Here is a 13,245-nt window from a genome sequence, read left to right as displayed (position 1 = left end):
CCCGAAGGCGCCTCTATGGTGCGGACATGCCGAACCTGCCCGATGTCGTGCTGTGGTCCATACCCGCCTTCGTGCTGCTCACCGTCATCGAGCTGGTGAGCTACCGCCTCCATCCCGACGAGGACGCGCAGGGCTACGACACCAAGGACGCCGTCACCAGCATCAGCATGGGGCTCGGCAGCATCGGCTTCGACCTCCTCTGGAAGATCCCGGTGGTCGCGGTCTTCACCGCCGTCTACGAACTCACCCCGCTGCGGGTGCCGTTGCTGTGGTGGACCATCCCGCTGATGCTGCTCGCCCAGGACTTCCTCTACTACTGGCAGCACCGCAGCCACCACGTCATCCGCATCCTGTGGGCCTGCCACGTCGTCCACCACAGCAGCCGGAAGTTCAACCTCACCACCGCCCTGCGCCAGCCCTGGACCAGTGCCACGACCTACTGGTTCTACCTGCCGATGGTGGCCGTCGGGGTGCACCCGGCCGTGATCCCGTTCTGCTACGGCATCAACCTGCTCTACCAGTTCTGGGTCCACACCGAGCGCATCGGGAAGCTGCCCCGGGCCTACGAGTACGTCTTCAACACCCCCTCCCACCACCGCGTGCACCACGCGTCCCAGGGCGGTTACCTGGACCGCAACTACGGCGGCATCCTGATCATCTGGGACCGGATGTTCGGCTCCTGGGTGGGCGAGACCGACAAGCCCGTCTACGGGCTCACCAAGAACATCACCACCTACAACCCGCTGCGCGTCGCCACCCACGAGTACGCCGCCATCGCCCGGGACGTCCGCGCCGCCCGGAGCTGGAGCGAGCGGGCCGGCCGGGTCTTCCGCGGCCCCGGCTGGCAGCCCGCCCCCACACCCGGGGCCGAGCCTGCCAAGCCCGCCGCAGCCGTCCCCGCACCCGCCGCCGACCCGGCCGTACAGGAGACCACCGCGTGAGCACCGAGTCCCCCGGCCGCCCCGCACCCTCCTGGGCGCTCCCGCGGGCGGCGGCCGGCCGGGCGCGCCTCGGCCGCCTCGCGCTCTACGGCTTCGCCGCCGCCACCGCCCTCGACCTCGGATCGCTGCTGGCCGACTGGCACCTCGGGCACGTCATCGCCAAGCCGCTGCTGATGCCGCTGCTCGCCGCCTACGCGATCACGCGGGGCGCGCCCCGCCTGCTGGTCGCCGCCCTGCTGTTCGGCTGGGGCGGGGATCTGGCCCTGCTCTTCGACGCCGAGGCCGCCTTCCTGGTCGGCATGGGCTCCTTCGCCGTCGGGCACGTCTGCTACCTCGTCCTCTTCGGCAAGCGGCCCGCGAACCCGCTCCTCGGGGGCGCCTACACCCTGGCCCTCCTCGGCACCGTCGCCCTGCTGTGGGCCGATCTGCCCGCGGACCTGCGGATCCCCGTGGCCGTCTACAGCCTGCTGCTCACCGCCATGGCCTTCCGCTCCAGCGCCCTCGGCCCGCGGGCCGGCATCGGCGGCGCGCTGTTCCTGCTGTCCGACACCCTCATCGCCGGCGGCGTCGCCGCATGGCCGCAGCTGCCCCGCCCCGACTTCTGGATCATGGCCACCTACGTGGCAGCCCAGTACCTGCTGGCCACGGGCGCGACCCCCCGGGAAGCAGGCGTACGGTAGGGCGGTTCCACAGTCGTACAGGACCGGACGACTTCGCACCGCAGGACCGTGTCCCTGGACGAGGTCCCGGACGGCTACCGCGCGAGGGGCGACCGCAGTGCGCTCAAGGTGCTGATCAAGCCCTTACCGCGGCCGGAGCGCCGGACGGGCCGGGCGGGGAGCACCCCGCCCGGCCCGTCCGTCACGGTGTTCCGTACTACTTCACGGCCTTGAGGGCGTCCACGACGCCGTAGCCGTAGTAGCCGGTCTGGCCCCACTTGGCCTGGCAGGTGGTGGCGTTGATCAGCGCGCCCGTGGCGTCGTAGATCTGGGCCGGGCAGGCCGCCTTGGTGGCCTGCGCCTTCAGCATCGCCTGGAGCTGCGAGGGCGTGGCCGACGGGTGGGCGCTCTTGAGCAGCGCCGCGACGCCCGCGACGTGCGGGGCGGCCATCGAGGTGCCCTGCTTGTAGCCGTAGCCGCCCGGGACGGTCGACAGCACGCGCCCGTTGGCGTCCGGCGTGGCCGGGACCTGCCACTTGTCGCCGCCGGGGGCCGCGACGTCCACGACTCCGAGGCCGTAGCTGGAGTAGTACGAGCGCAGGCCCTTGTCGCCGGTCGCGGAGACGGTGACCACGCCCGGCAGCTGCGTGGGCAGGTCCAGGCAGACCCTCGGGTCGATGGTGCGCGTCACGGGGGTGGTGTCGTTCGGGCTGGTCGTGTCCTCCAGGGAGGCCGCGGCCAGGTCCTGGTTGGAGTTGCCGGCCGAGGCCACGTGCAGGGTGCCCTTGCGCTCGGCGTACTTGGTGGCCCGGCCGATGGCCTCCACCAGCGCCTTCTGGTCTTCGTCCGACTTGCAGTTGAAGAGCCACGGGTCGACGTAGTAGCTGTTGTTGGTCACCTCGATCCCCTTCTCGGCGGCGAACATGAAGCCGCACACGACCGCCTCGGTGTAGAAGAGGCTGGTCCCGGGCTCGCTCACCTTGATCGCGGCGATCTTCACGCCGGGCGCCACACCGCTGATGCCGACGCCGTTGCGCGGGGCGCCGATGGTGCCGGCGACGTGCGTGCCGTGGTCGCTGCCGTCGGGGTACGGGCGCCAGGCGCCGTCGGTGGTGTCGGCGACCCCGCCGACGCAGTTGGCCGACTGGCCCTTGGAGAAGTTCGGGGCGAGATCGGGGTGGGTGTCGTCCACACCCGTGTCGATGATGCCCACCGTGACGTCCTGGCTGCCATCGTTGATCTTGTGAGCCTCGTCGGCCTTGATCGTCCGCAGGTCCCACTGGTTGGGTTCGAGCGGCTCCTGACCCTCTTGGGCCCGCGCCGCCGCCTTGGCGGCGTCCGCCTCGCTCAGCAGCTGGGTCGCGCCCTCGTCGGTGGTCTGCACCGCCTGCATCGGGGCCGTCCGGGTGGCGCCGACCGACACGAACAGCCCACGCTGGGAGCGCAGCTGCTTGGCGAAGTCCGGGTTCTGGGAGTGTGCGACGACGACCCCGATCTGCTCATAGGCCGTCACCACCGTTCCGCCGGCCCGCTCGACGGCCTTCTTCGCCGCCTTCATCGTGGCGTACGCGTTCAGGTTCGCCACGTACGACAGCTTGGGTCCGGTGGTCGCGGCCTTCGCGGCCGCCGTGTCCGCGGTGGCGCCCAGCGGGGCGGCGGAAGCCGACACCGAGGGCAGCAGGGCGAGCGAGGCGGTGAGCGCCAGGCCGACCGGCACGGCCAGTGCGCGCCGGCGGACGGATCCCAGATGAGCCATGGGTTCTCCAGATCATCGTGAAAAAGCCGTCCGCACGCGGTCGCGTCGGACGGGTCCATGACAACCGAACCTAGTGCCGCCGTTCCCCTTTCCGCCATCAGTTCGAGAAATCAGTTCCCGAAGAATCCACAGGTGTTGAACCATCCCGACACGCCGGCCGTGCCGTTGACCAAGGGGGTCAGCGCCTTCGACCCCGCCACACGGAGGTTGTTTTGTCCGTCGTCCCCACCGCACCTGCGTCACAAGGAGATTCCCCCGTGACCACCGAAGCAGCGCCGCCTCCGGGTAGCGCGGGAACGCCCCTGGCGGGCCCCACGGCAGAAGAGTTCGTGAGCGTCCAGCACAGCCCCGAGTTCACCGAACTCCGCCGCTCCTACCGCTCCTTCGCCTTCCCGCTCACCGTGGCCTTCATCGCCTGGTACCTGCTCTACGTCCTGCTGTCCAACTACGCGGGCGGCTTCATGGGGACCAAGGTCTTCGGCAACATCAACGTCGCCCTCGTGCTGGGCCTCGCCCAGTTCGCGACGACCTTCCTCATCGCATGGCTGTACGCGCGCCACGCCGCCGCCAGGCTCGACCCCAGGGCTGCGGCCATCAAGGCGCGGATGGAGGCCTCCGAATGAGCGGCACGCACCAGCTGACGACGCTCGCCGCCGGCGCCTCCGAGCACCGCCCGCTCATCATCACGCTCTTCGGGCTGTTCGTCGTCGCCACCCTGATCATCACGGTCTGGGCCGGCCGCCAGACCAAGGACGCCGCCGATTTCTACGCGGGCGGCCGCCAGTTCACCGGCTTCCAGAACGGCCTCGCCATCTCCGGCGACTACATGTCCGCCGCGTCCTTCCTCGGCATCGCCGGAGCCATCGCCCTCTTCGGCTACGACGGCTTCCTCTACTCCATCGGCTTCCTCGTGGCCTGGCTGGTCGCCCTGCTGCTCGTCGCCGAGCCGCTGCGCAACTCCGGCCGCTACACGATGGGCGACGTCCTCGCGTACCGGATGCGCCAGCGACCCGTGCGCACCGCCGCCGGCACCTCCACCATCGTGGTCTCGATCTTCTACCTGCTCGCCCAGATGGCCGGGGCCGGCGTCCTGGTCTCGCTGCTCCTGGGCATCACCAGCGACGGCGGCAAGGTGGCGGTCGTCGCGCTCGTCGGCGTCCTGATGATCGTCTACGTGACCATCGGCGGCATGAAGGGCACCACCTGGGTCCAGATGATCAAGGCGGTCCTGCTGATCGCGGGCGCCATGCTGATCACCTTCCTGGTGCTGGTGAAGTTCGACTTCAACGTCTCCGACCTGCTGGGCAAGGCCGCCGAGAACAGCGGACAGGGAGCCAAGTTCCTCGAACCGGGCCTCAAGTACGGCAAGGACTCCACCTCGAAGCTGGACTTCCTCTCCCTCGGCCTCGCCCTCGTCCTCGGCACCGCCGGCCTCCCGCACATCCTGATCCGTTTCTACACCGTGCCCACCGCGAAGGCCGCCCGTAAGTCCGTGAACTGGGCCATCGGCATCATCGGCGCCTTCTACCTCATGACCATCGCCCTCGGCTTCGGAGCCGCGGCCCTGCTGGAGCGCGCCGACATCCTGGCCTCGAACAAGGCCGGCAACACCGCCGCACCCCTGCTCGCCCAGGCGGTCGGCGGCGGCGCGGACTCCACCGGCGGGGCCGTCCTGCTCGCCGTGATCTCCGCGGTCGCCTTCGCCACCATCCTCGCCGTGGTCGCGGGCCTCACCCTCGCCTCCTCCTCGTCCTTCGCCCACGACCTCTACGTGAACGTGATCCGCAGGGGCAAGGCCACCGAGCAGGAGGAGGTGCGCGCCGCACGCTGGTCCACCGTCGTCATCGGCGCCGTCGCCATCGGCCTGGGTGCGCTGGCCCGCGACCTGAACGTGGCCGGCCTCGTCGCGCTCGCCTTCGCGGTCGCCGCCTCCGCCAACCTGCCGACGATCCTCTACAGCCTCTTCTGGAAGCGCTTCAACACCCAGGGGGCGCTCTGGTCCATCTACGGAGGGCTCGTCTCGGCGGTCGGCCTGGTGCTGTTCTCCCCGGTCGTGTCCGGCAAGCCGACCTCGATGTTCAAGGACGCCGACTTCTTCTGGTTCCCGTTGGAGAACCCGGGCATCATCTCGATCCCCCTCGGCTTCCTCCTGGGATGGCTGGGAACCGTCCTGTCCAAGGAGAAGGCGGACCCCCGGAAGTTCGCCGAGCTGGAGGTGCGCTCCCTCACCGGAACAGGGGCGCACTGACATCGTACGAACACCCAGCGTGGCCGCGTCGTAGGTCCCTACGACGCGGCCACGTTACGTCTCGTTCATTTGGGCGCGCCTGGATGACACACGCGTCGCGTAGGCTCGAAAGAGAACGCGTGAAGTAGATCCACAAGTCACGCGTACCTCGACATCCGGACAGGGGAGGGGGCCCACAGTGCTTCTCGACACCTACGGCCGTGTAGCCACTGACCTGCGCGTCTCGCTCACCGACCGGTGCAATCTGCGCTGTACCTACTGCATGCCCGAAGAGGGACTGCAGTGGCTCGGCAAGTCCGACCTGCTCACCGACGACGAGATCGTCCGGCTGATCCGCATCGCGGTCACGCAGCTCGGCATCACCGAGGTCCGATTCACCGGCGGCGAGCCGCTGCTCCGCCCCGGCCTGGTCGGGATCGTCGAGCAGTGCGCGGCCCTGGAGCCCCGCCCCAGGATGTCGCTGACCACCAACGGCATCGGTCTGGGGCGCACCGCGCAGGCCCTGAAGGCCGCCGGCCTGGACCGGGTGAACGTTTCCCTGGACACGCTGCGGCCCGAGGTGTTCAAGACCCTCACCCGCCGCGACCGGCACAAGGACGTCGTCGAGGGCATGGCCGCGGCCCGCGAGGCCGGCCTCACCCCCGTCAAGGTCAATGCCGTGCTCATGCCGGGGCTCAACGACGACGAGGCCCCCGACCTGCTGGCCTGGGCCGTGGAGAACGAGTACGAGCTCCGCTTCATCGAGCAGATGCCCCTCGACGCCCAGCACGGCTGGAAGCGCGACGGCATGATCACCGCCGGGGACATCCTGGAGTCCCTGCGCACCCGCTTCACGCTCACCGAGGAAGGCGCCGACGAGCGCGGCTCCGCCCCGGCCGAGCGCTGGGTGGTCGACGGGGGCCCGGCCACCGTCGGTGTCATCGCCTCGGTCACCCGCCCGTTCTGCAGCGCCTGCGACCGTACGCGGCTCACGGCCGACGGCCAGATCCGTACGTGCCTGTTCGCCACGGAGGAGTCGGACCTGCGCTCCGCCCTGCGCTCGGGCGCCCCGGACGAGGAGATCGCCCGCCTGTGGAAGGTGGCCATGTGGGGCAAGAAGGCCGGGTCCGGCCTCGACGACCCGTCCTTCCTCCAGCCCGACCGCCCCATGTCCGCGATCGGCGGCTGACCCGCGCGGGCCGGCCCGCCGCACCGGACCAACCGGATCAGCGCGGGCGCTCCGAGCCCTCGGGCTGCACCCACTCGTCGAGCTTCACGACGTCTTTGAGGAAACCGCGGACCCCCAGGAACTGGGAGAGGTGCTCGCGGTGCTCCTCGCACGCCAGCCACGTCTTGCGCCGCTCCGGCGTGTGCAGCGTCGGGTTGTTCCACGCGAGGACCCAGACGGCCGCGTCACGGCAGCCCTTGGCCGAGCAGGTGGGGATGGCGTCAGGAGTGGGGGAGTCGGAGGAAGTCACGACCTCACCCTAGGGGTGTCTCGAACGGAAAGGCGACGCCGAGCAGCCACGGGGGGAGCTGCCCGGCGTCGGTCCGTCGCTCCGACGGGGGATGCGGAGCGCGTGAGCAGTATGTCACGCAGGACCGGGTGCAGTGCACCGGAACTTCATGATTGATCTGAGCTTTTCTTGAGGTTTCCGGCGTCCAGCGCCGGGCGGACCGGAGTCGGGACGAAATGCGAGGGCAGCGACGGCGTCGACTCGCGCCCCGCGTTGGCGATGACCACGGCCACGTAGGGCAGCAGGGCGCCCGCGACGAGCGTCACGATCGCCACGGGGCGGGACACGTTCCACAACAGCACGGTCGCGATGACCGACAGGGTCCTGACCGTCATCGAGATCACGTAGCGGCGCTGGCGGCCCCGTACGTCCTCGGCGAGCCCCATCCGGGCGCCGGTGATCCGGAAGACCTCGGACCCGTTCCGCTTCTGTCGGTTCACCCGTTCCACGTCCTACCACCCGATCGCCGGCCGGGCGTTCCCCGGCCCGGACCCTTCCACGGTACGCGGCCCCCGCCGCCCCGGGGACAGGGGACCCCCCACGGCACCGCCCGGAATGCGCGCCACGCCGGTCGGGCCGACACTGGGCGCACGTGCGCACACCGCGCCAGGAGGAGGCCGGACATGAGCTGGTTGTGGGCGATCATCGTCGGTTTCGTGCTGGGCCTGATAGCCAAGGCCGTCCTGCCGGGCAAACAGCACCAGCCCCTGTGGCTGACCACGCTGATGGGCATCATCGGCAGCGTCCTCGGCAACGCCGTCGCCGCCTGGATCGGGGTCGCCGACACCCGCGGCATCGACTGGACCCGGCACCTGCTGCAGCTCGCGGGAGCGGTCCTCTTCGTCTTCCTCGGCGAGATGGCCTACAAGGCGATGCGCGGAGGCAGCCGCCGGGTGACGTAGGTCCACCGGGCCGCGCGCATGACGGAGGGGCCGGCCGGACCGTGAAGTCCGAACCGGCCCCTCCGCCGTGTGCCGTACGGGCGTGAGCGTCCCGGGACGCGTCAGGCGCCGGTGACCTCGACCGCCGCCAGGTTCTTCTTGCCCCGGCGCAAGACCAGCCAGCGCCCGTGCAGCAGGTCCTGCGCGGCGGGCACCGCGTCCTCGGCGGTGACCTTCACGTTGTTCACGTAGGCGCCGCCCTCCTTCACGGTCCGGCGGCCGGCCGACTTGCTCGCGACCAGACCGGTCTCCGCGAAGAGGTCCACCACCAGGGCCGGTTCCGACACCTTGGCGTGCGGCAGCTCGGACAGGGCCGCGGCCAGCGTGGCCTCGTCCAGCTCCGCCAGGTCGCCCTGGCCGAACAGCGCCCGCGACGCGGCGATCACGGCGGCGCACTGGTCGGCGCCGTGCACCAGCGTGGTCAGCTCCTCCGCCAGCGCCCGCTGGGCGGCACGCGCCTGCGGCCGCTCGGCGGTCTGCGCCTCCAGCTCCTCCAGCTCCTCACGGGACTTGAAGGAGAGGATCCGCATGTAGGTGGAGATGTCCCGGTCGTCCACGTTCAGCCAGAACTGGTAGAACGCGTACGGGGTGGTCATCTCCGGGTCCAGCCAGACGGCCCCGCCCTCGGTCTTGCCGAACTTGGTGCCGTCCGCCTTGACCATCAGCGGGGTCGCCATCGCGTGGACGTGCGCGTCTGGCTCGACCCGGTGGATCAGGTCGAGGCCGGCCGTCAGGTTGCCCCACTGGTCCGAGCCGCCCTGCTGGAGGGTGCAGCCGTGGCGCCGGTACAGCTCCAGGAAGTCCATGCCCTGGAGCAGCTGGTAGCTGAACTCCGTGTAGCTGATGCCCTGGTCCGACTCCAGCCGCTTGGCGACCGAGTCCTTCGTCAGCATCTTGTTGACGCGGAAGTGCTTGCCGATGTCCCGCAGGAACTCGATGGCGGACATGCCCGCCGTCCAGTCCAGGTTGTTGACCATGACCGCGGCGTTCTCGCCCTCGAAGGACAGGAACGGCTCGATCTGCGAGCGCAGCCGGTTCACCCACTCCGCGATGACCGCGGGGTCGTTCAGGGTGCGCTCGGCGGTCGGACGGGGGTCGCCGATCTGACCGGTGGCCCCGCCGACCAGCGCGAGCGGCCGGTTGCCCGCCAGCTGCAGCCGCCGCATCGTGAGCACCTGCACCAGGTGGCCGACGTGCAGCGAGGCGGCGGTCGGGTCGTAGCCGCAATAGAACGTGACCGGACCGTCCGCGAAGGCCTTGCGCAGCGCTTCTTCGTCGGTGGACTGGGCGAAGAGCCCGCGCCACTTCAGTTCGTCGACGATGTCCGTCACGGTCTCTCGACTCCTTACGTTTTGTGGAAATGCCGTGCTCAGTCTAGGTGGGTCAGACGCCCTTGCTCACCGAACTCATGTTGAAGTCCGGGATGCGGACAGCCGGCATCGCGGCCCGCGTGAACCAGTCGCTCCACTCACGCGGCAGGGTCTTCTCCGTGCGGCCCGCCTCGGAGGCCCGCGACAGCAGGTCCACGGGGGACTCGTTGAAGCGGAAGTTGTTCACCTCGCCCACGACCTGCCCGTTCTCCACCAGGTAGACCCCGTCCCGGGTCAGGCCCGTCAGCAGCAGCGTGGCCGGGTCCACCTCACGGATGTACCACAGGCAGGTCAGCAGCAGGCCGCGCCCGGTGTCCGCGACCATCTCGTCGAGGGACTTCTCGCCGCCGCCGTCCAGGATCAGGTTCCCGAAGCCGGGGGAGACCGGCAGGCCGGTCAGGCCGGCCGTGTGCCGGGTCGTCGACAGCCGGGCCAGCTCACCGTCCCGGATCCACTCGGTCGCCGGGACCGGCAGGCCGTTGTCGAAGGCCGAGACGTCGTCGCCGGAGCTGTGGGCGATGACGAACGGCGCGGACTCCAGGCCCGGCGCGTTCGGGTCGCTGCGCAGAGTCAGCGGCAGGTCGGTCAGCCTCTCGCCGAGCCGGGTGCCGCCGCCGGGCTTGGAGAAGACCGTACGGCCCTCCACCGCGTCCCGGGCCGACGCCGACCACATCTGGTAGATCAGCAGGTCCGCCACGGCCGTAGGCGGCAGCAGCGTCTCGTACCGCCCGGCGGGCAGGTCGATCTTCCGCTCAGCCCAGCCCAGCCGTACGGCGAGCTCCGCGTCCAGCACGGTCGGGTCCACGTCCTTGAAGTCCCGGGTGGCCCGGCCGGCCCAGGCCGAACGCTGGCGGTCCGGGGACTTCGCGTTGAGCTCCAGGGTGCCGTTGGGCTGGTCGTGGCGCAGCCGCAGGCCCGTCGAGGTGCCGACGTACGTGGAGACCAGCTCGTGGTTGGCGAAGCCGTACAGCTCCCGGCCGCCGGCCCGGGCCCGGGCGAAGGCCTCGCCGAGCGCCGGGGCGAAGTCCGCGAACACGGCGGAGGTGGTCTCGGCCGGGGCGTCGGTGAAGTCCGGCGACACCGGCGTCCCGGTGACCAGCGGCTGGGCGTCCTCGGCGGGACCGGCGCCCCGCGCGGCCGCCTCGGCGGCCCGTACGAGGGGCTCCAGGTCCTCGGGGGTGACGGCGGAGCGCGACACGACCCCCGAGGCCGTGCCCTCCTTGCCGTCGACGGTGGCGATGACGGTCAGGGTCCGGCCGCGGGTGACGCCGTTGGTCGTCAGGGCGTTGCCGGCCCAGCGCAGGTTGGCGCTCGACTCCTCGTCGGCGATGACGACGCATCCGTCGGCGGTGGACAGCTCCAGGGCCCGCTCGACGATCTCGTGCGGCTTGGTCGATCGGCTCATCGGCCGGCCTCCTGCGTGGTGTTCAGGATGTTCACGTCGCGGAACAGCGCGGAGGGGCAGCCGTGCGAGACCGCCGCGACCTGGCCCGGCTGGGCCTTGCCGCAGTTGAAGGCGCCGCCCAGGACATAGGTCTGCGGGCCGCCGACCTTCTCCATCGAGCCCCAGAAGTCGGTGGTGGTGGCCTGGTAGGCGACGTCGCGCAGCTGTCCGGCCAGCCGGCCGTTCTCGATCCGGAAGAACCGCTGCCCGGTGAACTGGAAGTTGTAGCGCTGCATGTCGATCGACCAGGAGCGGTCGCCGACCACGAAGATCCCGCGCTCCACGCCGCCGATCAGGTCCTCGGTCGACAGGCCGCCGGGATCGGGCTGGAGGGACACGTTCGCCATCCGCTGCACGGGCACGTGCCCGGGGGAGTCGGCGAAGGCGCAGCCGTTGGAGCGCCCCAGGCCGGTCAGCTTCGCGATCCGCCGGTCCAGCTGGTAGCCGACCAGGGTGCCGTCCTTGACCAGGTCCCAGCTCTGCGCCTGGACGCCCTCGTCGTCGAAGCCGACGGTGGCCAGCCCGTGTTCGGCGGTCCGGTCGCCCGTCACGTTCATGATCGGAGAGCCGTACCTGAGCTTGCCCAGCTGGTCGAAGGTGGCGAAGGAGGTCCCCGCGTACGCCGCCTCGTAGCCCAGAGCCCGGTCGAGCTCGGTGGCGTGGCCGATGGATTCGTGGATGGTGAGCCACAGGTTGGACGGGTCCACCACCAGGTCGTAGCGCCCGGCCTGCACGCTCGGCGCCCGCATCTTCTCGGCGAGCAGGCCGGGGATCTCCTCCAGCTCGGCGTTCCAGTCCCAGCCGGTGCCGGTCAGGTACTCCCAGCCGCGGCCGGCGGGCGGTGCGATGGTGCGCATCGAGTCGAACTCGCCGGTGGCGGCGTTGACGGCGACCGCCGTGAGCTGGGGGTGGATCCGGACCCGCTGCTGCGTGGTCGTCGTGCCCGCGGTGTCGGCGTAGAACTTGTTTTCATGCACGGCGAGCAGCGAGGCGTCCACGTGCGCCACGCCGTCGGCCGCCAGCAGCCGGGAGCTCCAGTCGGCGAGCAGCGCCGCCTTCTCCGCGTCCGGTACCTCGAAGGGGTTCACCTCGTAGGAGGAGATCCACGTCTTCTCCGCGTGCACCGGCTCGTCGGCGAGCTCCACGCGCTCGTCCGAACCGGCGGCCTTGATCACCTGGGCGGACAGCTTCGCCATGGCCACGGCCTGCGAGGCCACCTTGGCGGCGCCGTCCATGGTCAGGTCCACGCCGGAGGCGAACCCCCAACTGCCCCCGTGCACGACCCGGACCGCGTAGCCGAGGTCGGTGGTGTCGGACCCGCCGGAGGGCTTGGCGTCGCGCAGCCGCCACGAGGCGCTGCGGATCCGCTCCAGCCGGAAGTCGGCATGGTCGGCGCCCAGCGCGCGGGCCCGGGCGAGCGCCGCGTCGGCGAGCGCCCGCAGGGGCAGCGCGGTGAAGGCCGCGTCGATGGAATGGGGCACGGAAGTCCTCCCGGGGTCGGGGACGGTCGCCCCGATCATGTCGCGATCGGGGCCCTTGTGCCTACATCTTTCTGTAGGGACTCGACAGAGCCCGCCGCGAGGCCCTGTCGGGGCTCGATTCTCCGTACGAGCGATGCGACCTATAGGTTTTCGGTATTCAGACCGCTAGCGAAAGGGTGATCCGTTGAGCCGCTCGGTTCTCGTCACCGGAGGAAACCGGGGCATCGGCCTCGCCATCGCCCGAGCCTTCGCGGAGGCCGGCGACAAGGTCGCGATCACGTACCGGTCGGGTGAGCCGCCGCAGGCCCTCACCGAGCTCGGTGTCCTGGCGGTGCGGTGCGACATCACCGACTCCGAGCAGGTGGAGCAGGCCTACAAGCAGATCGAGGACGCGCACGGCGCGGTCGAGGTGCTCGTGGCCAACGCCGGCATCACCAAGGACACCCTGCTGATGCGCATGTCCGAGGAGGACTTCTCCTCGGTCCTCGACACCAACCTCACCGGCACCTTCCGGGTGGTCAAGCGCGCGAACCGCGGCATGCTCCGTGCCAAGAAGGGCCGCGTCGTCCTGATCTCCTCGGTCGTCGGGCTCATGGGGTCGGCGGGGCAGGCCAACTACGCCGCCTCCAAGGCCGCGCTGGTCGGCTTCGCCCGCTCGCTCGCACGCGAGCTGGGCTCCCGCAACATCACCTTCAACGTCGTTGCGCCCGGCTTCGTGGACACCGACATGACGAAGGTCCTCACCGACGAGCAGCGCGCGGGCATCGTGGCACAGGTGCCGCTGGCCCGCTACGCGCAGCCCGAGGAGATCGCGGCAGCCGTCCGCTTCCTGGCGTCCGACGACGCCGCGTACATCACCGGAGCCGTCATTCCCGTTGACGGCGGATTGGGCATGGGTCACTGATCACC

At 70.5% G+C, this 13,245-nt stretch carries 13 protein-coding genes; 7 read left to right on the top strand and 6 right to left on the bottom strand.

Annotated elements, in window-relative coordinates:
- Positions 1-26: 26 nt before the first annotated feature.
- Both ACFWFZ_RS16500 and ACFWFZ_RS16495 read left to right on the top strand, forming a co-directional pair.
- A complete protein-coding gene (locus ACFWFZ_RS16500) occupies positions 27-941 on the top strand; it encodes a sterol desaturase family protein (protein ID WP_387122789.1) in 915 nt (304 codons plus the stop codon).
- A complete protein-coding gene (locus ACFWFZ_RS16495; RefSeq protein ID WP_387122786.1) occupies positions 938-1,621 on the top strand; it encodes a lysoplasmalogenase in 684 nt (227 codons plus the stop codon). The genes ACFWFZ_RS16500 and ACFWFZ_RS16495 overlap by 4 nt, the downstream gene beginning before the upstream one ends.
- A 196-nt stretch (positions 1,622-1,817) precedes the next feature.
- Here the strand turns inward: ACFWFZ_RS16495 and ACFWFZ_RS16490 are convergent, their stop codons facing one another.
- Entirely contained in the window at positions 1,818-3,356 is a 1,539-nt protein-coding gene (locus tag ACFWFZ_RS16490; protein WP_387122783.1) for a S8 family serine peptidase, read from the bottom strand.
- Positions 3,357-3,613: 257 nt separating this feature from the next.
- On the opposite strand from ACFWFZ_RS16490, the gene ACFWFZ_RS16485 reads away from it, so the two are divergent.
- The 3 genes from ACFWFZ_RS16485 (at position 3,614) to moaA (ending at position 6,772) form a co-directional block, all read left to right on the top strand.
- On the top strand, positions 3,614-3,979 hold the full coding sequence (locus tag ACFWFZ_RS16485; RefSeq protein WP_387122780.1) for a DUF485 domain-containing protein: 366 nt from the start codon (positions 3,614-3,616) through the stop codon (positions 3,977-3,979).
- Positions 3,976-5,604: a cation acetate symporter gene (locus ACFWFZ_RS16480; RefSeq protein ID WP_387122778.1), complete on the top strand. Its 1,629-nt coding sequence runs from the start codon at positions 3,976-3,978 to the stop codon at positions 5,602-5,604. Before ACFWFZ_RS16485 ends, ACFWFZ_RS16480 begins: the two co-directional genes overlap by 4 nt.
- Before the next feature lie 178 nt (positions 5,605-5,782).
- Positions 5,783-6,772, top strand: a complete 990-nt coding sequence (gene moaA, locus ACFWFZ_RS16475) for a GTP 3',8-cyclase MoaA (RefSeq protein WP_387122775.1) — start codon at positions 5,783-5,785, stop codon at positions 6,770-6,772.
- Between the two features lie 37 nt (positions 6,773-6,809).
- On the opposite strand, the gene ACFWFZ_RS16470 is transcribed toward moaA, so the two are convergent.
- Both ACFWFZ_RS16470 and ACFWFZ_RS16465 read right to left on the bottom strand, forming a co-directional pair.
- A complete protein-coding gene (locus tag ACFWFZ_RS16470; RefSeq protein ID WP_387122772.1) occupies positions 6,810-7,061 on the bottom strand; it encodes a hypothetical protein in 252 nt (83 codons plus the stop codon).
- Positions 7,062-7,207: 146 nt separating this feature from the next.
- Positions 7,208-7,486, bottom strand: a complete 279-nt coding sequence (locus ACFWFZ_RS16465; RefSeq protein WP_387123153.1) for a DUF3099 domain-containing protein — start codon at positions 7,484-7,486, stop codon at positions 7,208-7,210.
- A gap of 237 nt (positions 7,487-7,723) precedes the next feature.
- Here ACFWFZ_RS16465 and ACFWFZ_RS16460 point away from each other — a divergent pair, with 237 nt between their 5' ends.
- Entirely contained in the window at positions 7,724-8,002 is a 279-nt protein-coding gene (locus tag ACFWFZ_RS16460; protein WP_387122769.1) for a GlsB/YeaQ/YmgE family stress response membrane protein, read from the top strand.
- Between the two features lie 101 nt (positions 8,003-8,103).
- Here the strand turns inward: ACFWFZ_RS16460 and tyrS are convergent, their stop codons facing one another.
- From tyrS to ACFWFZ_RS16445, 3 genes are read right to left on the bottom strand one after another with little or no spacing between them, the layout of a single operon-like run.
- Positions 8,104-9,372, bottom strand: coding sequence for a tyrosine--tRNA ligase (tyrS, locus tag ACFWFZ_RS16455; RefSeq protein WP_387122766.1), 1,269 nt, complete (start codon positions 9,370-9,372; stop codon positions 8,104-8,106).
- Positions 9,373-9,424: 52 nt separating this feature from the next.
- Positions 9,425-10,816 carry a metallopeptidase TldD-related protein gene (locus ACFWFZ_RS16450; protein WP_387122763.1) on the bottom strand — a complete coding sequence of 464 codons (1,392 nt, stop codon included), beginning with the start codon at positions 10,814-10,816 and terminating at the stop codon, positions 9,425-9,427.
- Positions 10,813-12,375 (bottom strand): TldD/PmbA family protein, encoded by a 1,563-nt coding sequence (locus ACFWFZ_RS16445; protein WP_387122760.1) that lies wholly within the window; start codon positions 12,373-12,375, stop codon positions 10,813-10,815. Before ACFWFZ_RS16445 ends, ACFWFZ_RS16450 begins: the two co-directional genes overlap by 4 nt.
- A 145-nt stretch (positions 12,376-12,520) precedes the next feature.
- Between ACFWFZ_RS16445 and fabG the strand changes: the two genes are divergently transcribed.
- Entirely contained in the window at positions 12,521-13,240 is a 720-nt protein-coding gene (gene fabG / locus ACFWFZ_RS16440) for a 3-oxoacyl-[acyl-carrier-protein] reductase (RefSeq protein WP_030829516.1), read from the top strand.
- Positions 13,241-13,245: the final 5 nt, after the last annotated feature.

It is taken from the genome of Streptomyces sp. NPDC060232, from assembly GCF_042726555.1.
Lineage (GTDB): Bacteria > Actinomycetota > Actinomycetes > Streptomycetales > Streptomycetaceae > Streptomyces.
The sequence above is the reverse complement of the archived record's forward strand: the minus strand, read 5'-3'. Positions and strand labels throughout refer to the sequence as shown.

Coding starts and splice junctions, on each gene's coding strand:
- ACFWFZ_RS16480 (WP_387122778.1), top strand. CDS start 3,976: ATGAGCGGCACGCACCAGCTGACGACGCTCGCCGCCGGCGCCTCCGAG.
- ACFWFZ_RS16460 (WP_387122769.1), top strand. CDS start 7,724: ATGAGCTGGTTGTGGGCGATCATCGTCGGTTTCGTGCTGGGCCTGATA.
- ACFWFZ_RS16450 (WP_387122763.1), bottom strand. CDS start 10,816: ATGAGCCGATCGACCAAGCCGCACGAGATCGTCGAGCGGGCCCTGGAG.
- ACFWFZ_RS16445 (WP_387122760.1), bottom strand. CDS start 12,375: ATGATCGGGGCGACCGTCCCCGACCCCGGGAGGACTTCCGTGCCCCAT.
- ACFWFZ_RS16490 (WP_387122783.1), bottom strand. CDS start 3,356: ATGGCTCATCTGGGATCCGTCCGCCGGCGCGCACTGGCCGTGCCGGTC.
- ACFWFZ_RS16465 (WP_387123153.1), bottom strand. CDS start 7,486: ATGGGGCTCGCCGAGGACGTACGGGGCCGCCAGCGCCGCTACGTGATC.
- ACFWFZ_RS16500 (WP_387122789.1), top strand. CDS start 27: ATGCCGAACCTGCCCGATGTCGTGCTGTGGTCCATACCCGCCTTCGTG.